Genomic DNA, 17,876 nt, shown 5'->3' on the forward strand with positions numbered 1-17,876 from the left:
AGTAAGGAGCAATCAGCGGTTACGGGGATTACGGCGGACAAAGTCATCGGCGATTTCGTCAAAAGTGACGAACCTCACGCCTTCGTGACCCTGGATGTGCTCGATCAGACGCTCCAGCATCAGCAGCACTTGCGGCCGGCCAGAGACGTCAGGATGGATAGTCATGGTGAACACCGCGTGTTCGTTTTCGCGATACACCCAGTCGAACTGATCGCGCCACATTTCTTCCAGATGACGCGGGTTGACGAAGCCGTGGCTGTTGGGCGCCTTCTTGATGAACATCATTGGCGGCAGGTCGTCGAGGTACCAGTTGGCCGGAATCTCGACCAAATCAGTTTCCTCGCCGCGCACCAGCGGCTTCATCCAAGTGTCAGGGTGCTGGGTGTAATCGATCTTGGTCCAACTGTCACCGACCCGCACGTAGTACGGATGGAAGTCGTTGTGCATCAGGCTGTGATCGTACTTGATGCCTTTTTTCAGCAGCAGCTCGTTGGTGACCTTGCTGAATTCCCACCAGGGAGCCACGTAGCCGGTCGGGCGTTTGCCGGTCATTTGGGTGATCAGCTCGATGGATTTATCAAGGACGATTTCTTCCTGCTCGGGGGTCATCGCAATCGGGTTTTCGTGGCTGTAACCGTGTACACCGATTTCATGACCGGCGTCGGCTACGGCTTTCATCTGCTCAGGGAAGGTTTCCATCGAGTGGCCGGGTACGAACCAGGTGGTACGCAGGCCGTAACGCTCGAACAGCTTGAGCAAGCGCGGCGCACCGATTTCACCAGCGAACAAGCCTCGGGAGATATCATCTGGCGAATCTTCGCCGCCGTACGAGCCCAACCAGCCTGCTACGGCGTCAACGTCGACGCCGAAAGCGCACAGAATTTCTTTAGCCATCATTATTCTCCTGCGGGTTAATCAATGGGGTTCAGATGAGCTGACTCAGAACGGCTGTAGCGCAGCTTCGACTGCCAGCGCCGCACGCAACAGCCGCGAGTCCTCGCCGGGCGGCGCACTGAGCAACAACCCGGTAGGCATACCTTGCGCATCACGGCCGCAGGGCAGCGACACACCAGGCAAATTCAGCAAACTGCCGGGCATGGTCAGGCGCAAGGTCGCAAGGTTAGTGCGCACGAATAGCTCATCGTCGGTTTCCAGCGGCGCCAGTGGTGGCGCGACGTGGGCAACGCTTGGGGTGATCAGAATGGCGCCGTCGAGTTCGTCGATCAGCTGTTGTTGCAGCGCTTCGCGAGCGCTGTAGAGGTTGATCAATCGACTGGCTGGAAAACTGCGCGCGGCTTCCAGACGACGGCGAACCCGTGGATCGAGTTGATCTGCAGCCTCACTGTCGAGCAACGGCTGGTGCAGAGCGAAGGCTTCGGCAGAACCTAGCCAGCCTTGTTGCTCGATCAGTTTCAGGGTCGCTTGAAACACTGGCGAGGGACGCAGATCAATCAGCGCGCCAGCGTGTTTCAGACGCGAAAGGCAACGCATCAGGTTGTCGCGGACGGCAGGCTCCACCCGCTCATCAAAAATGACGGCCTCATCGGCCCAGAATCGCTGCCCTGCCAAGCTGCGAGGCACCAATGACGTCGCTTGGCTGCGGCCACGCAGAATGTCATCAATGGTCAGCACATCACGCACGCTGCGAGTCAGTGGCCCAAGGCTATCCAGCGTATGAGCCAACGGAAATACGCCGTCACGGCTGTAGCGTTTGCAACTGCCGCGAAAACCTATCAAGCCGTTGAAAGCGGCCGGGATGCGGATCGAACCGGCAGTGTCGGTGCCCATGGCAATCGGCACGATACCCGAAGCGACCGCCACCGCTGAACCCGACGAGGAACCGCCCGGAATGCGCGGCTGATCAGTGCCGTGAGGGTTGTGCGGCGTACCGAAATGCGGGTTGAGGCCGAGGCCTGAATAGGCGAACTCACTGAGGTTGGTTTTACCAACGCTGACCATCCCGGCTCGCGTCAACAAGCCAACGCTGGTGGCGTCGAGCAGCGATGCAGACACATTGCGGCGCACGGCGGCGGCAGCGCTGGTCACGCTGCCAGCCACATCGAACAAGTCTTTCCAGGCCAGTGGCACGCCATCAAAGCGGCTCAGTGGCTGCCCGGCTTTCCAGCGGGCAGCTGACGCCCTGGCTTCGCGGCGGGCGCGGTCGATGCACAGAGAAATAAATACATGGTCGACCTGCTCGGCCATTGCCAGTGCGTGCTCCAGCGCCTGAACCGGATCGCCGGACCCGGAAGCGAACGTCTCGGCCATTGCGGTGGCATCGAGGTAAGACCCTGACGCCGCAAAATCGCGTTCTGACATGCCCACACCCTTAAAATGTACATATTAGTAAAATGTACGTTTATAAAGGCAGAAACCATGCCAGAGTTAAGGCTGGTAACTCAATTCACCCTCAATCAGCACAGCCAATCAGGCAGGATGACTTGCCTGGTAGGCCTTTCAAGTCGGGTTTTTATCAAGACATAACAGGCGAGATTGACCGACTGTCACACACGAAATCAAATAATGTACTTTTAATAAAAGATCCATTTTAGTGCAGAAAGGTAACAACAGTCCCATGAGTGGGCACAGCAACGTAGACCCCGGTGACAAATCCACATGTGCGAGAATCGCCGTCCGTTCCCCGAGAAGCGTATGAAATCGATGTCCGCCGAGGATTCACGCCCCGCATCACGCTACGCCATGATTCGTCAGGTCTTGCATGACGCTATCGTCAACGGTGCCGCTGCCCACGGCCTGGTCTTGCTTGAAGCGCCGTTGGCCGACCTGTTCGGGACTAGCCGTGTGCCAGTACGCAAAGCGCTGAACCTGCTACACGATGAAGGCCTGATCAGCCGTTTCGACGGGCGCGGTTATCTGGTCAATCCTGACGGTGGCAAGATCGAGCCGCTACGGCTGACCCTCACCCATAAGCAGTTCGGCCTGGACAGCAGCGAAGAACTGGTGGATACGCGACCGCTAGGCGAGCGCATGTTCGATGAGATCGGCGCGGCGTTGTCGACCTGCATCGCCTTTGGTCACTACCGACTGGATGAACAGAGCGCAGCTGAATATTACGGCGTTAGCCGTGCGGTCGTGCGCGAGGCGCTGATGCGTTTACGTGATCGTGGATTGGTGGAGAAGGAGCCATATTCGCAATGGCTCGCCGGGCCGCTGACCGCTCGGGAAGTGACAGAAGATTACGAACTGCGCGCGTGCCTAGAGCCAGAGGCACTGCGCCAGACCGCTCCGGACCTGAGCAGGGAAACGCTGGAAGCGATGCTCGCAAGGGTGGTGCGGGCGCAGAACAGTGGGCAGTGCAGCCTGGCGCAGATAGAGCAGATCGAAGAGGATCTGCACCATCGCTGCCTAGCGGGCCTGAAAAATCGCAAGATCGCCACACTGATTCGTCAGGGCCAGAGCCCGATGATTATCAGCCGGATTTTCTACAGTCAGTTGGGCATCGGTCCGGACGACGCCATGTTGGCGGAACATCGATTGATCCTGGAGCTATTACTCCACGGCGCGTTTGACGCTGCTGCGCTGAACCTCAAAGAACACCTGCACCGAGCCCGACAGCGCATGTTGCAGCGGTTGAAAGTGCTGTCGGTGCTCCCGGAACAGGAAGTCCCGGGGTATTTGACCAAGTTGAGCTGAGCGAATCTGGCTCTACCGTTCAAACATCAGTGCGCTGATGAAGTAACGCAATCAGGCAAATGATGCCAACGAAAGGCGAAATGTCCCGCTGATAGCTGTCTATCACCGTCCATCTTCCATGCTATTGATCGCAGCTATTGAAACCTGAGAGCGCCTGCCCCATCTAAGGCTCATCCCCCTTTGCGCAGGTGCCCCAATGAGCGACCAGCAAGCAGACTCACAGAATTCCTCGGAAGACTTCGACCACGACCCCGAAGTCACCCTCGGTTCCAATCGAAAAAGCCTTGCACTGCCTGGCCAGAATCTCCCGGATCAGGTCTATATCATCCCGATTCATAACCGCCCTTTCTTTCCGGCGCAGGTGTTGCCGGTCATTGTCAATGAAGAGCCCTGGGCCGAAACCCTCGAACTGGTGAGCAAATCCGATCACCACTCGCTCGCGCTGTTCTTCATGGACACGCCGTCAGACGATCCACGCCACTTCGACACCAAAGCGCTGCCCGAATACGGCACATTGGTGAAGGTCCATCACGCCAGCCGCGACAATGGCAAATTGCAGTTTGTCGCTCAAGGCCTGAGCCGTGTGCGCATCAAGAGCTGGCTCAAGCACCACCGTCCACCGTTTCTGGTGGAAGTCGAATACCCGCACCAGCCCAACGAGCCGACCGATGAGGTCAAGGCGTATGGTATGGCGCTGATCAACGCCATCAAAGAGCTGCTGCCACTGAACCCGCTGTACAGCGAAGAACTGAAGAACTACCTCAACCGCTTCAGCCCTAATGATCCTTCGCCGCTCACCGACTTCGCCGCGGCCCTGACCTCCGCCACCGGTGCCGACCTGCAGGCCGTGCTCGATTGCGTGCCGGTGCTCAAGCGCATGGAGAAAGTCTTGCCGATGCTGCGCAAGGAAGTCGAAGTCGCGCGCTTGCAGAAAGAAATCTCCGCCGAAGTGAACCGCAAGATCGGCGAGCATCAGCGCGAGTTCTTCCTTAAAGAACAGCTCAAAGTCATCCAGCAAGAGCTGGGCTTGACCAAAGACGATCGCAGCGCCGACATCGAACAGTTCCAAGAGCGTCTGGTGGGCAAAACCCTGCCAGCACAGGCGCGCAAGCGTATCGACGAAGAGATCAACAAGCTCTCGGTGCTGGAAACCGGCTCGCCTGAATACGCCGTGACGCGCAATTATCTGGACTGGGCCAGCTCAGTGCCGTGGGGTGTATACGGCAAGGACAAGCTCGACCTCAAACACGCGCGCAAAACCCTTGATGCCCATCATGCCGGGCTTGATGACATCAAGAGCCGCATCCTTGAATTCCTCGCGGTCGGCGCTTACAAAGGCGAGATCAGCGGCTCTATCGTGCTGCTGGTCGGCCCGCCAGGTGTGGGCAAGACCAGCGTCGGGCGTTCCATCGCCGAATCGTTGGGTCGTCCTTTCTATCGCTTCAGCGTCGGCGGCATGCGTGACGAAGCCGAGATCAAGGGCCACCGCCGCACCTACATCGGCGCCCAACCGGGCAAGCTGGTGCAGGCGCTCAAGGACATGGAAGTGATGAACCCGGTGATCATGCTCGACGAGATCGACAAGATGGGCCAAAGCTATCAAGGCGACCCGGCCTCTGCGCTGCTGGAAACGCTGGACCCTGAACAGAACGTCGAATTCCTCGATCACTACCTGGACCTGCGTCTGGACCTGTCGAAGGTGCTGTTCATCTGTACGGCCAATACACTCGATTCGATTCCCGGACCGTTGCTCGACCGGATGGAAGTGATTCGCCTGTCGGGCTATATCACCGAAGAAAAACTCGCCATTGCCAAGCGTCACTTGTGGCCCAAACAGCTGGATAAGGCAGGCGTGCCCAAGGACAAACTGACCATCAGCGACAGCGCGTTGCGTGCGGTGATCGAGGGCTACGCCCGAGAAGCCGGCGTGCGGCAGTTGGAAAAACAACTGGGCAAACTGGTGCGCAAGGCTGTGGTCAAGCTGCTGGACAACCCAGACAGCATCGTCAAAATCGGGCCCAAGGATCTGGAAGCTTCGTTGGGCATGCCCGTATTCCGTAGCGAGCAGGTGCTGTCCGGTATCGGGGTCATTACCGGCCTGGCCTGGACCAGCATGGGCGGCGCGACACTGCCCATCGAAGCCACGCGTATTCACACGCTCAATCGTGGCTTCAAGCTCACCGGGCAACTGGGTGATGTGATGAAGGAGTCCGCAGAAATTGCCTACAGCTACGTCAGCTCGAATCTGGCGAAGTTTGGCGGGGATAAATCGTTCTTCGACGAAGCCTTCGTTCACCTGCACGTACCCGAAGGCGCGACCCCGAAAGACGGCCCCAGCGCGGGCGTGACCATGGCCAGTGCGCTGTTGTCGCTGGCGCGCAATCAGGCACCCAAAAAAGGCGTAGCCATGACCGGCGAACTGACCCTGACCGGGCATGTGCTGCCGATTGGCGGCGTGCGGGAAAAAGTCATTGCCGCGCGGCGCCAGAAGATCTTCGAACTGATCCTCCCGGAACCTAACCGCGGCAACTTCGAGGAGCTTCCGGATTACTTGAAAGAAGGCATCACCGTGCATTTCGCCAAGAAGTTCGCCGACGTGGCGAAAGTGTTGTTTTAAGCAACTGCGTAACCTTCGGCAGATTGCTTCTGCCGAAGGCGTTGGAGCGCGGTTTGGTCTGGGCCACACTCGGACGAAGAAGTCGGTATAGACGCAAGATGTCCGAAACCAGACCGCCGCCTTCGCGGGCAAGCCTCCAACACAGTCTGAACAGGTTTCACTGCCACCTTCTTCGGTTATGCTCGACAAACGTTGCCTACGATCGGAGCCTCTATGACCCCTGCCCGCCTGCTCGTCCCCTTGAGTCTTGCGCTGTTGGCCGCCTGTGCCCAGCAACCCAAGCAGATCGTTTCCCTTGATGACCAAAAAGACTGCCCGATCAAACTCAAGACCGGCCAAACGCTGATGCTGATGCTTCCCAGCAACCCCACCACCGGCCACCGCTGGTTGGTGCAGAACCCCGCGCCATCGATCCTGCGCAGCCTCGGCCCCGAGGTGTACAGCAACCCGGAAGACATCGGCACTGTCGGCACCGCAGGCCAGTCAGTCTGGCGTTATCAAGCCGCAAGCAGCGGGACAGGTCACCTGATGATGGTTTACCAGCAACCCTGGGCCCCGGAAGTCCCACCTGAACGCACGTTCGATTGTGCAATTACGGTGAATTGAAATGTTCACCCTGCGCGTTATGACCATCAACGATTACGACGCGGTCCTCGATCTGATGAAGCGCACCCCTGGCATCTCCTTGCGGAATGCGGACTCACAGGCTGCAACCGCCAAGTACCTGGAGCGTAATCCTGGTTTGAGCTTTGTTGCGCAAGTCGCAGGTGTGCTCGTCGGTTGTGTGATGTGCGGCCATGACGGTCGTCGAGGGTATTTGCAGCATCTGGTCGTGCTTCCCGAACACCGACGCCAAGGCATGGCAACAGCGTTGGTCGAGTGCTGCCTCTCGGCTCTGGAGCAGCTAGGCATATTCAAATGTCACCTTGATGTGCTCAAGACCAACACCTGCGCCGCTGACTACTGGAGCAGCCGGGGCTGGAAACTCAGGACCGACATCGACCGCTATTCGTTTACGCGACCGGGAAATGAAAACGCCTGATCATTCCCTCTTGCAGACTCCTGCTCACCCAGCGCAATTATCGACCCAGCATCAGCGCCGCAATTCCACAAAATCCAAACAGGGGAGTTTGAAAGCAAATCTCCTCTCGCTTTTTCAGCCTCAAGGAAATGAAGATCATGCGTTGGTGTTTCGCAACTTTTTTCATCACGATTTTTCTGTTTAGCGCCTCATCAGCCCAGGCATCGATGCGCTGTGACAAGGGCATAATCAGCGGTGGAGAAACCATCGCTGAAGTGCTTCGCAAATGCGGGCAGCCTGATGATCGTGATGTGATCCAACCCGCTGTCGATAGTAGCGGGAAACCCGCCTATCAATCAGTCACCGTTGAAAACTGGGTCTATGGCCCCGAAATGGGATGTACCAGTATTTGAAATTCATTGATGGGAAACTGGTTTCAATCAATAGCCAGCGGGATTGATCCGCTCACTAGAGACCACGACCGCTCCCCATCAAGTCGCGCCTGACTGGATGTTTATCCGGGCCACTAGCGCGCGGCCCGATGCCTCACATAAATCACCCCCGCTCCAGAGCCCGCCGCCGCGCGCGTCTGAAGCTCAAATGCACTGGCCTGCGCCTTGATCAAATCGCTTAACTTCTTATACCCGTGGGTGCGCGGGTCAAACTCAGGACGTAGCTTTGTAATGTTCGTGCCCAACGCCCCCAACTGCGCCCAACCTTCATCATCGGCGATGTCATCCAGCACCTTGGCAATGAAAGCCACCGGCACTTTGGGTTTCTTCTGCTCTACAGGGGCCACAACAGCCTTGGTGGGCTCAGTCGTCGCTGATTGGGATTGCGCAGTCACAGGCGCTTCCTGACCCTCATTGGGCACAATCGCGTCCTCACGCAACAGCTCGGTGTAGATGAACTTGTCGCACGCCGAGACAAACGGTCTTGGCGTTTTTTCTTCGCCAAAGCCATACACCGTCAGCCCTTCTTCGCGCAGGCGCGAGGCAAGCCGGGTGAAGTCGCTGTCGCTGGAAACCAGGCAAAAACCATCGAAGCGGCGGGTGTAAAGCAGGTCCATCGCGTCAATGATCAGCGAGCTGTCTGTCGCATTTTTGCCTTTGGTGTAGGCAAATTGCTGGATGGGTTGGATGGAATGTTCAAGGAGGACTTTTTTCCAACCGCCCAGTTGAGGACCGGTCCAGTCGCCGTAAATGCGCTTGACGTTAGCAACGCCATATTTGGCGATTTCTTCGAACAGTCCTTCGACAATGGCGGCCGGCGCATTGTCGGCGTCGATGAGTACGGCGAGGTGTTTTTGCCTGTTGCTGGCAGATGAAGTGGCCATAAAGCGTCCTTGATTGAGATAGGCCAACATAACGCTAAACCATTCGGGAAAACATGGGGACAGGCCGCTCAGCATTGTCAGCAACAACAAAGACACAATCGCAAAGGCAGATAACAAACTATCACCGTAAGAGCTGCCGAATGATGACGACGGCGAAAACATAGAAGCGCGCTTTCGCAACCTTCGACGGCTCTTACAGGTTTACGTTGGACGTGCCGTCCTAGGCGTTCACCTCAATAATTCAAACCGATCAAGGTTCATTACTTTCGTCCAGGCCGCTATGAAGTCATTGACGAACTTCTCCTGGGCATCAGCGCTGCCATAAACCTCGGCCAATGCCCTGAGTTGGGCGTGTGAGCCGAAGACAAGATCGACACGAGTGGCGGTCCATTTGACCGCGCCGGTTTTACGATCACGCCCTTCAAACTCTTCCTTGGCGTCCGAGACCGCTCTCCATTGCGTACCCATGTCCAGCAAATTGACGAAGAAGTCGTTGGTCAGCGACTCTGGTCTCTGGGTGAATACGCCGTGCTTGCTTTGCCCGGCATTGGTATTGAGAACACGCAGGCCGCCGAGGAGTACTGTCATTTCTGGCGCGGTTAGGGTCAGCAATTGCGCTTTATCGACCAACAATGCCTCAGCCGAGACGTTGTATCTGCCTTTGAGGTAGTTGCGAAAGCCATCAGCGACGGGCTCGAGAAAACCGAAGGACTCAACGTCGGTTTGATCCTGCGAGGCGTCCATGCGGCCCGGAGTGAAGGGCACCGTCACGGTGTGACCGGCATTTTTTGCCGCCTGCTCGACACCTGCGCTACCGGCCAACACGACCAGGTCAGCCAACGAGATTTTCTTGCCGCCCGGTTGCCCATTGTTGAATTCACTCTGGATACCCTCAAGGGTTAGCAATACGTTCGCCAGTTGCGCAGGCTGGTTCACCGGCCAATCTTTCTGTGGTGCAAGACGGATGCGTCCACCATTGGCGCCGCCGCGTTTGTCGGAACCGCGAAAGCTTGAAGCCGCAGCCCAGGCAGTGGAGACCAGTTGTGAGACCGAAAGACCTGACGCCAACACCTTGCTCTTGAGCGATGCGATATCGTTTTCATCGACCAATGGATGATCGACTGCTGGAATCGGGTCTTGCCACAGCAGTTCTTCAGCAGGCATTTCCGGGCCGAGATAGCGCGAAAGCGGCCCCATGTCGCGGTGAGTCAGCTTGAACCAGGCGCGAGCGAATGCGTCGGCCAACTGATCCGGGTTATCACGCAAGCGCCGCGCAATCGGTTCATAGATCGGGTCGAATCGCAGGGCCAGGTCTGAGGTCAGCATGCTCGGCGCACGACGCTTGGAAGGGTCGTGGGCATGCGGAACGGTACCGGCACCCGCGCCATTCTTCGGCGTCCACTGATGAGCGCCGGCCGGGCTTTTGGTCAGTTCCCAATCGAAACGGAACAGGTTTTCCAGATACTCATTGCTCCACTGGGTAGGTGTCGACGTCCAAGTCACTTCCAGGCCGCTAGTGATCGTGTCAGCGCCTTTACCTGTGCCAAAGCTGTTCATCCAGCCTAAGCCTTGCTGCTCGATATCGGCCGCTTCGGGCTCGGCGCCGACGTTGTCGGCAGGACCGGCACCGTGGGTTTTGCCAAAGGCATGGCCGCCCGCGATCAATGCGACGGTTTCTTCGTCATTCATCGCCATCCGAGCGAACGTTTCGCGAATATCTTTAGCCGATGCGACCGGGTCCGGGTTACCTTCCGGACCTTCAGGGTTCACGTAGATCAGCCCCATCTGCACAGCAGCGAGCGGCTTCTCCAGGTTGCGCCCCTGACTATCAGTACGACTCTCTTCGCTACCATGCATTTCAGGCTCGGCCACCAGCGTCCCTTCGCCTGGCTGTTGCATTTCCTTCTGCGCGCCGTAGCGGTCCTCGCCGCCCAGCCACGTGGTTTCCGCGCCCCAGTACACATCCTCGTCCGGCTCCCACACGTCCGCACGACCGCCAGAGAAACCGAAGGTTTTAAAGCCCATGGATTCCAGCGCGACGTTACCAGTCAGGATGATCAGGTCAGCCCAGGAGATTTTCCGGCCATATTTCTGCTTGATCGGCCATATCAGCCGACGCGCCTTGTCCAGGCTGACGTTGTCTGGCCAACTGTTAAGTGGCGCAAAGCGTTGCTGACCAGCCCCCGCGCCGCCGCGACCATCCCCTGTACGGTATGTCCCGGCACTGTGCCAGGCCATGCGTATGAACAGCGGTCCGTAGTGACCAAAATCCGCTGGCCACCAGTCTTGCGAGTCGGTCATCAGCGTTCGCAGATCGTTTTTTACAGCAGCCAGGTCCAGGCTCTTGAATTGTTCGGCATAGTTGAACTGCTCGTCCATCGGATCGGACAGAGACGAGTGCTGGTGCAAGATTTTCAGATTGAGTTGGTTCGGCCACCAGTCGCGATTAGTTGTACCACCGCCAGCGGCATGATTGAACGGGCATTTCGATTCTGTTGACATGATTTATCTACCTCTATTTGCGTACACCCAACTATCCGGCCCGGTCTTCAATCCAGGTCGCACGCTGTGAAATCGATGGCACAGGAAGGCCAAGTGTTCTATCAACAGGTCGTGCCGTTGCACAGAGACGCTGCTGACAGCCAATCAGATTGCCGGCACGAGGTATGAATAGGCTTTTGCTCATTCTTATTCTCCTTATCAGGTTTCAAACGGCCAGTGTTAGCCGACCTCAAGTGAAGACTAGATGCCCCTGCGAAGACAGCTAATAGAAAAAGCGTAAGTTATTGATAGCCCTGCTCTGTTACCGATTGCCTGGTGTCACTTCCCTTTCATCGTTTGGAAATCGGTTTCGGATTGGCGGCGCAATTGGCTAAAATGCCGCACTTTTCACCTCCCGCCGGAATCACCCGTGAGCCAAGAACCCGACCGCATTTTCGCCCATCCACTGCCTCAGGTGCCGGACTTCGCCTTTAACGAGGACGTGGTACGGGTGTTCCCGGACATGATCAAGCGTTCGGTGCCGGGATATCCGACGATCGTCGAAAATCTCGGCGTGCTCGCGGCGCAATTCGCTCAGCCACACAGCGTGCTGTATGACCTGGGCAGCTCCCTTGGCGCAGTGACCCAAGCATTGCGTCGGCATGTCTGCGTGGAAGATTGCCGGGTGATCGCTGTGGATAACTCCAGCGCGATGGTCGAACGTTGCCGTGAATACCTCAACGGCCAGGACTCAATGTTTCAGGAGCTGTTACCTGTCGAGGTCATCGAAGGCGACATTCTGGCCCTTGATTTTCAGCAAGCCTCGGTGGTGGCGCTGAACTTCACCCTGCAATTTATCGCGCCAGACCAGCGTTTGCCGTTGCTCGGCCGCATCCGTCAGGCGCTAATGCCTGGTGGGGCATTAATCCTCTCGGAAAAACTGCGCTTCGACGACAGCGAAGAACAGGCGTTGCTGACCGATTTGCACGTGGCATTCAAGCGCGCCAACGGTTACAGCGAGTTGGAAATCGCCCAGAAACGCAGCGCTATCGAGAACGTGATGAAACCCGACAGCCTTGAACAGCACCGGGAACGTTTGCTGGCAGCGGGCTTTTCGAAAGTCGTGCCATGGTTCCAGTGCCTTAATTTCGCCTCTTTGATTGCCCTACCATGATTGATCTCACGCCCCTGGTCCGCCGTTTGGCGGGCACTCCGCTGTATGCCTGGGCCCAAGGCCTGCAGGCACAACTCGACACCAGGATGGAAAAGGGCCACGGCGACCTGGAGCGCTGGCAAGGCGCGCTGAATGCGCTGCCTGATGTGGTGCCCAAGCATGTCGATTTGCAGGACAGTTTTACCCTGGATGCCGATTGTGACGACGAAACCCGAGCGCAGATGCGCAAAGCATTGATGGGCCTCTCGCCATGGCGCAAGGGGCCGTTTGATGTGTTTGGCGTACATATTGACACCGAGTGGCGCTCGGATTGGAAGTGGTCTCGGGTGTCGCCCCATCTTGATCTGACAGGCAAACGCGTGCTGGATGTCGGTTGCGGCAATGGCTATTACCAGTGGCGCATGCTGGGCGCAGGCGCCGACTGCGTGATTGGCGTCGACCCGAACTGGCTGTTTTTTTGTCAGTTCCAGGCCATGCAACGCTTTTTGCCGAATCTGCCGGCGTGGCATTTGCCCTTCACCCTGGAAGACCTGCCCGCCAAGCTGGAAGGCTTCGACACGGTGTTTTCCATGGGCGTGCTGTATCACCGAAAATCGCCAATCGATCACTTGCTGGCGCTAAAGGATTGCCTGGTCAAAGGCGGCGAACTGGTGCTGGAAACCATGGTTGTGGAAGGCGACGTGCACCAGGTATTGGTGCCCGAAGACCGCTATTCGCAGATGCGCAACGTGTGGTTCTTGCCGTCGGTGCCTGCACTGGAGCTGTGGCTAAGGCGCGCGGGGTTTATCGATGTACGGTGTGTGGATGTCAGCACCACAACGGTCGAGGAACAGCGCGGCACGGAGTGGATGCGCTTTCAGTCATTGAGTGACTTTCTCGACCCAGAGGATCACAGCAAAACCGTAGAAGGTTTGCCAGCACCACGGCGGGCAGTGATTGTAGGGCGTAAGCCTTAGACCGGCATCCCGGAACATTCACACTCCCGGAGCCTACCGTAGGCTGTTGGAGGCTTGCCCGCGAACGCCATTGCTCGGCCTAGCAATCTGCCGAGTGTTTCGGCCACTTCGCGGGCAAGCTTCGCTCCGACAACTATCAGGACTTGTACGCGGCAGCCAGAATCAACGCCTTCATCTCGGCAACCGCCGCTTTGAAACCCACAAAAAGCGCATGCGCCACTAATGCATGGCCGATGTTCAGTTCATTGACGCCTTTGATCGCCGCGACCGCTTCGACGTTGTGGTAATGCAGGCCATGACCCGCGTTGACGATCAGGCCCTGGGCCAGCCCGAATGCCACGCCATCGGCCACGCGTTTGAGCTCTTCGGCCACTTGGCTCGGCGTTTGTGCATCGGCATAGCGACCTGTGTGCAATTCAATCGCCGGGGCGCCTATACGCTTTGACGCCTCAATCTGCCGCTCATCGGCATCAATGAACAACGACACCTCACTGCCCATCGCAGACAGACGATCCACTGCAGCCTTGATCCGCGCCTCTTGACCCGCGACATCGAGCCCGCCCTCGGTGGTCAACTCCTGGCGGGTTTCCGGCACCAGGCAGATATGTGCCGGTCGAATACGCTCTGCGAATGCCATCATCTGGTCCGTGACACCCATTTCGAAGTTCATGCGGGTCTGCAGCACATCCTTCAACAGCAGCACATCACGCTCCTGAATATGCCGACGGTCTTCACGCAGGTGAATGGTAATGCCATCGGCGCCAGCTTCTTCGGCGTCCAGCGCGGCCTTGACCGGATCGGGATAACGGGTGCCGCGGGCCTGGCGCAAGGTGGCCACATGGTCGATGTTCACGCCAAGAAGAATGCGGGGGCTTTGGGTCACGGGGCTCTCCTGAAAATCTGATCTGACCAGGCCTTACGGCTTGGCGATGGCTAAGCGATGTTAGGGTTTACGAAACAACTCACGACTGACCAGCGGACGACCACCAAGGTGTACCGCCAGCGCTTGACGCATCAACCGTTTGGCCGCCGACAGAGCGCCAGGCGCAGTCCAATCGGCTTCGGCCATGGCGAGCAATTCGGCGCCCTGAAACTGACCGGGCTGAAACAGATACACTCGCTCAAGACCCGCGTCCACCTGCAGGCGGTACATGCCGTCAGCTGACAATGGGTCGCCATTGACATCAACGTCGAGGGCAAAACCGTAACCCAGATCGTCCAGCAGACGCCACTCGAAAGAACGCAACAAAGGTTCCAGCGGACGGCCTTCGGACAACGCGACAAGGGTTGCAGCGTAGTGATCGAACACACCGGGATGAGGGTCTTCAGCGGGTAGCAAGCGGATCAGCAGTTCGTTCAAGTACAGGCCGCTGAACAACGCCTCGCCTTCAAGCCAGCAGGAAATACCGAAAGCCTCCATTCGGCCAACGTTTTTCAGCTCGCTGCGCCCGCGAAACTCAACGTCCAGCGGCACGAACGGTCGAGCTAGCGTCCCCGCCTTGCCACGCGCGCTGCGCAATACCGCACGCAGACGGCCTTGCGGCGTAATGAAGTCGACCAGCGCGCTGGTTTCTCGGTACGCCCGGCTGTGCAACACGTAAGCAAGTTGGCCGGTGGGCGTGCTCATTGTTCAGCGGGCTCGAGGGAGAGGTGGCTATAAGGGGTGCATCAGTTGCGGACAACTCCACAACTGATGGTCTGGCGTTACAGGTCGCCGTAGCCCAGCGAGCGCAGGGCGCGCTCATCATCGGACCAACCACCTTTGACTTTGACCCAGAGATTAAGCATGACTTTGGAGTCGAACAGCACTTCCATGTCACGACGTGCATCTGTACCAATGCGCTTGATGCGCTCACCCTTGTCGCCAATGATGATTTTCTTCTGGCCATCGCGCTCGACGAGGATCAGCGCATGGATGTGCAGGGTTTTGCCCTGCTGCTTGAACTCTTCGATTTCGACGGTGATCTGGTACGGCAGCTCAGCACCCAGTTGACGCATGATCTTTTCGCGGACCAGCTCTGCGGCCAGAAAGCGACTGCTGCGGTCGGTGATCTGATCTTCCGGGAAGAAGTGGTCGTTCTCGGGCAGATGACTTGCGATCAGTTTTTCCAGCGCCTCAAGATTGTGCCCATGCTGCGCGGAGATCGGCATGATCGAGGCATTCGGCAGTTGACCTTGCAACCATTCCAGATGCGGCATCAGCTCGGCCTTGTCTTCGATGCGGTCAGTCTTGTTGATCGCCAGAATCACAGGCCCCTGCACGTACTGCACACGCTCAAGAACCATCTGGTCTTCGTCAGTCCAGCGAGTGCGGTCAACCACAAAGATCACCACATCGACGTCTTTCAACGCCGCCGAAGCCGTCTTGTTCATGTAACGGTTGAGCGCTTTCTCGCCGTTCTTGTGCATGCCAGGAGTGTCGACGTAGATCGCCTGCACGGCGCCCTCGGTCTTGATGCCCAGCATGTTGTGACGTGTGGTTTGTGGCTTGCGCGAGGTGATCGCGAGTTTCTGGCCGAGAATATGGTTCAGCAGCGTGGACTTGCCCACGTTGGGCCGGCCAACAATGGCGACGTAGCCACAACGTGTAGCAGTTGAATCAGTCATTGCCGTTCTCCACGCCAAGGGCGATGAGTGCTGCGGCTGCGGCTACCTGTTCGGCAATGCGGCGGCTAACACCCTGTCCCCGGCTTTTTTCATTCAGTAAGTTGATCTCGCATTCGACGAAAAACGTCCGACAATGCGGTTCACCTTGAATATCCACGACTTCATAGCGAGGCAAGTCGCAGGCACGCGACTGCAGAAACTCTTGCAGACGGGTCTTCGGATCTTTATTGGTGTCGACCAGGGTAAGGCTGTCGAACTCGGTGGTGAGCCAGGCGAGAACGCGGTCGCGTGCGACCTCCATGCCGGCATCCAGGTAGATCGCGCCAATCAAGGCTTCAAGCGCATCGGCCAGGATTGATTCACGACGGAAGCCGCCGCTTTTCAACTCACCGGAGCCCAGACGCAAGTATTCGCCCAGATCAAACCCGCGCGCCAGCAACGCAAGGGTCTCGCCCTTGACCAACCGCGCACGCAAACGAGAGAGCTGCCCTTCACGCGCCTGCGGGAAACGCTCAAACAGCGCCTCGCCGGCAACGAAGTTGAGGATGGCATCGCCGAGGAATTCCAGGCGCTCGTTGTTGCGTCCGGCAAAACTGCGGTGGGTCAAGGCCAGGATCATCAACTCCTGATCCTTGAAGGTATAGCCGAGCTGACGCTCAAGGCGACTCAACGAAACGCTCACGGTTTACCCACGCTAAATTCGTGGTCGAATTTGACTACCAGATCGATGTTCTGGATCAGTGGCTCACGCTTTTCGTATTTCAAGTGAGCGAGGAACCTGTTGTTCTCCGCCGTTATGCTTAACGCCTTGTTCAAATCCAAATCCCGAATGTTGTTGACTTGCATGCCTTTACTGACATAAGCGTAAAAATCGCCTACCGTCACGATATCTGCCGTTTTATCGGTCTCGGCGGTTTCGATAATCTTCTTCATCGACATATAGTCCAGATAATGCGGCACCAGCTTGGCGCCTACACTCGCGGCAAAGGCGAGGACGGCCAGCAACACCAGCCATCCAAAGAACGACAAGCCTTTTTGCGAACCGGCGACTGTCATGTACGACCTCAAGAATAGTCCTTCAATTCTGTCTGCAAGGTGAATAGCCCCTCACCCTGTTCTTTGCCTGCCGAAATGACATACGGCGCTGTCAGAAACAGCGCCGCATCGGCTACTTGATCAACCCGACTCGCGAGAAGTTGGGGAAGTGGCTCAGCTTGGGTTCCGGCCAGCTCATCCACACCGCGAACGCCTTGCCGACGATGTTTTTGTCCGGAACCATGCCCAGTTCGTCCTTGGGTATATTGGGGTCATCCCAGTAACGGCTGTCGTTGGAGTTGTCGCGGTTGTCACCCATCATGAAGTAATGGGCCGTCGGAACAGTCCATTCGCTGTCAGGTGGCGCGCGGTAGCGGCTCATCTCCTGACGGATCTGGTGTTCGACATCACCCAGTTTTTCCTGATAAAGCTCTGCGCTACCCAACGTACCAGGCTCAGTGCCAATCAACTGCTTGGCGACCAGCTCACCGTTCACGAACAGCTGTTTATCACTGGTGTAGCGAATTTTGTCGCCCGGCAGACCGACCACACGTTTGATGTAGTTGACGGTCGGATCGCTTGGGTAACGGAACACCATCACATCGCCACGTTGCGGGTCACCGACGGAGATAACCTTCTGATCAAGCACTGGCAAGCGGATGCCATATGAGAACTTGTTAACCAGAATGAAATCGCCCACATCGAGCGTCGGCTTCATCGAGCCCGACGGAATCTGGAACGGCTCGACCAGAAAAGACCGCAGAACCAACACGATGAACAGCACCGGAAAGAACGACTTGCCATATTCAACCAGCAAGGGTTCCTTGTTCAACTGCTCGACAACGGCGACGTCGGGCTGGCTGACGCTGCCCTGATAGCTCGCTATCGCAGTACGCCGACGCGGCGCCAGGATGATCAGATCGAACAAAGCCAGCAGACCGCAAACAACGACGGCGATGACTAACAACAGCGGGAAATTTAGTGACATAGGGCCT

17 protein-coding genes are annotated in these 17,876 nt (G+C 57.4%); 7 read left to right on the forward strand and 10 right to left on the reverse strand.

The features are described from left to right. Nucleotides 1-12: 12 nt before the first annotated feature. Together VGC62_RS11950 and VGC62_RS11955 are read right to left on the reverse strand one after the other, a co-directional pair. A complete protein-coding gene (locus VGC62_RS11950; protein ID WP_331187294.1) occupies nucleotides 13-894 on the reverse strand; it encodes a polysaccharide deacetylase in 882 nt (293 codons plus the stop codon). A gap of 45 nt (nucleotides 895-939) precedes the next feature. Next, nucleotides 940-2,319 carry an amidase gene (locus tag VGC62_RS11955; protein WP_331187295.1) on the reverse strand — a complete coding sequence of 460 codons (1,380 nt, stop codon included), beginning with the start codon at nucleotides 2,317-2,319 and terminating at the stop codon, nucleotides 940-942. Nucleotides 2,320-2,652: 333 nt separating this feature from the next. On the opposite strand from VGC62_RS11955, the gene VGC62_RS11960 reads away from it, so the two are divergent. The 5 genes from VGC62_RS11960 (at nucleotide 2,653) to VGC62_RS11980 (ending at nucleotide 7,705) form a co-directional block, all read left to right on the forward strand. Beyond that, a complete protein-coding gene (locus VGC62_RS11960) occupies nucleotides 2,653-3,654 on the forward strand; it encodes a GntR family transcriptional regulator (protein ID WP_331187296.1) in 1,002 nt (333 codons plus the stop codon). Between the two features lie 196 nt (nucleotides 3,655-3,850). Beyond that, on the forward strand, nucleotides 3,851-6,271 hold the full coding sequence (gene lon / locus VGC62_RS11965; protein WP_331187297.1) for an endopeptidase La: 2,421 nt from the start codon (nucleotides 3,851-3,853) through the stop codon (nucleotides 6,269-6,271). A 213-nt stretch (nucleotides 6,272-6,484) separates the two neighbouring features. Beyond that, entirely contained in the window at nucleotides 6,485-6,877 is a 393-nt protein-coding gene (locus VGC62_RS11970) for a protease inhibitor I42 family protein (protein ID WP_331187298.1), read from the forward strand. A 1-nt stretch (nucleotide 6,878) separates the two neighbouring features. Further along, nucleotides 6,879-7,313, forward strand: coding sequence for a GNAT family N-acetyltransferase (locus VGC62_RS11975; protein ID WP_331187299.1), 435 nt, complete (start codon nucleotides 6,879-6,881; stop codon nucleotides 7,311-7,313). Nucleotides 7,314-7,441: 128 nt separating this feature from the next. Continuing rightward, entirely contained in the window at nucleotides 7,442-7,705 is a 264-nt protein-coding gene (locus VGC62_RS11980; protein WP_331187300.1) for a DUF2845 domain-containing protein, read from the forward strand. 113 nt (nucleotides 7,706-7,818) lie between these two features. Here the strand turns inward: VGC62_RS11980 and VGC62_RS11985 are convergent, their stop codons facing one another. Together VGC62_RS11985 and katG are read right to left on the reverse strand one after the other, a co-directional pair. Further along, nucleotides 7,819-8,628, reverse strand: coding sequence for an NYN domain-containing protein (locus VGC62_RS11985; protein ID WP_331187301.1), 810 nt, complete (start codon nucleotides 8,626-8,628; stop codon nucleotides 7,819-7,821). A 228-nt stretch (nucleotides 8,629-8,856) separates the two neighbouring features. Next, complete coding sequence (gene katG, locus VGC62_RS11990) at nucleotides 8,857-11,130, reverse strand: catalase/peroxidase HPI (RefSeq protein ID WP_331187302.1); 2,274 nt, start codon at nucleotides 11,128-11,130, stop codon at nucleotides 8,857-8,859. 409 nt (nucleotides 11,131-11,539) lie between these two features. Here katG and cmoA point away from each other — a divergent pair, with 409 nt between their 5' ends. Together cmoA and cmoB are read left to right on the forward strand one after the other, a co-directional pair. Further along, nucleotides 11,540-12,283, forward strand: a complete 744-nt coding sequence (cmoA, locus tag VGC62_RS11995) for a carboxy-S-adenosyl-L-methionine synthase CmoA (protein WP_331187303.1) — start codon at nucleotides 11,540-11,542, stop codon at nucleotides 12,281-12,283. Continuing rightward, on the forward strand, nucleotides 12,280-13,239 hold the full coding sequence (gene cmoB / locus VGC62_RS12000; RefSeq protein ID WP_331187304.1) for a tRNA 5-methoxyuridine(34)/uridine 5-oxyacetic acid(34) synthase CmoB: 960 nt from the start codon (nucleotides 12,280-12,282) through the stop codon (nucleotides 13,237-13,239). Before cmoA ends, cmoB begins: the two co-directional genes overlap by 4 nt. A gap of 136 nt (nucleotides 13,240-13,375) precedes the next feature. On the opposite strand, the gene pdxJ is transcribed toward cmoB, so the two are convergent. The 6 genes from pdxJ to lepB all read right to left on the reverse strand — a co-directional run bounded on the left by pdxJ (nucleotide 13,376) and on the right by lepB (nucleotide 17,869). Beyond that, nucleotides 13,376-14,122: a pyridoxine 5'-phosphate synthase gene (pdxJ, locus tag VGC62_RS12005; RefSeq protein ID WP_331187305.1), complete on the reverse strand. Its 747-nt coding sequence runs from the start codon at nucleotides 14,120-14,122 to the stop codon at nucleotides 13,376-13,378. 60 nt (nucleotides 14,123-14,182) lie between these two features. Further along, nucleotides 14,183-14,866: a DNA repair protein RecO gene (recO, locus tag VGC62_RS12010; RefSeq protein WP_331187306.1), complete on the reverse strand. Its 684-nt coding sequence runs from the start codon at nucleotides 14,864-14,866 to the stop codon at nucleotides 14,183-14,185. 77 nt (nucleotides 14,867-14,943) lie between these two features. Then, complete coding sequence (gene era, locus VGC62_RS12015) at nucleotides 14,944-15,846, reverse strand: GTPase Era (protein WP_331187307.1); 903 nt, start codon at nucleotides 15,844-15,846, stop codon at nucleotides 14,944-14,946. Next, nucleotides 15,839-16,528 carry a ribonuclease III gene (rnc, locus tag VGC62_RS12020; protein WP_331187308.1) on the reverse strand — a complete coding sequence of 230 codons (690 nt, stop codon included), beginning with the start codon at nucleotides 16,526-16,528 and terminating at the stop codon, nucleotides 15,839-15,841. Before rnc ends, era begins: the two co-directional genes overlap by 8 nt. Further along, nucleotides 16,525-16,902 carry a DUF4845 domain-containing protein gene (locus tag VGC62_RS12025; RefSeq protein ID WP_331187309.1) on the reverse strand — a complete coding sequence of 126 codons (378 nt, stop codon included), beginning with the start codon at nucleotides 16,900-16,902 and terminating at the stop codon, nucleotides 16,525-16,527. Before VGC62_RS12025 ends, rnc begins: the two co-directional genes overlap by 4 nt. 112 nt (nucleotides 16,903-17,014) lie before the next feature. Beyond that, on the reverse strand, nucleotides 17,015-17,869 hold the full coding sequence (gene lepB / locus VGC62_RS12030; RefSeq protein WP_331187310.1) for a signal peptidase I: 855 nt from the start codon (nucleotides 17,867-17,869) through the stop codon (nucleotides 17,015-17,017). Nucleotides 17,870-17,876: the final 7 nt, after the last annotated feature.

The sequence above is a fragment of the Pseudomonas sp. genome (genome assembly GCF_036404235.1).
Lineage (GTDB): Bacteria > Pseudomonadota > Gammaproteobacteria > Pseudomonadales > Pseudomonadaceae > Aquipseudomonas.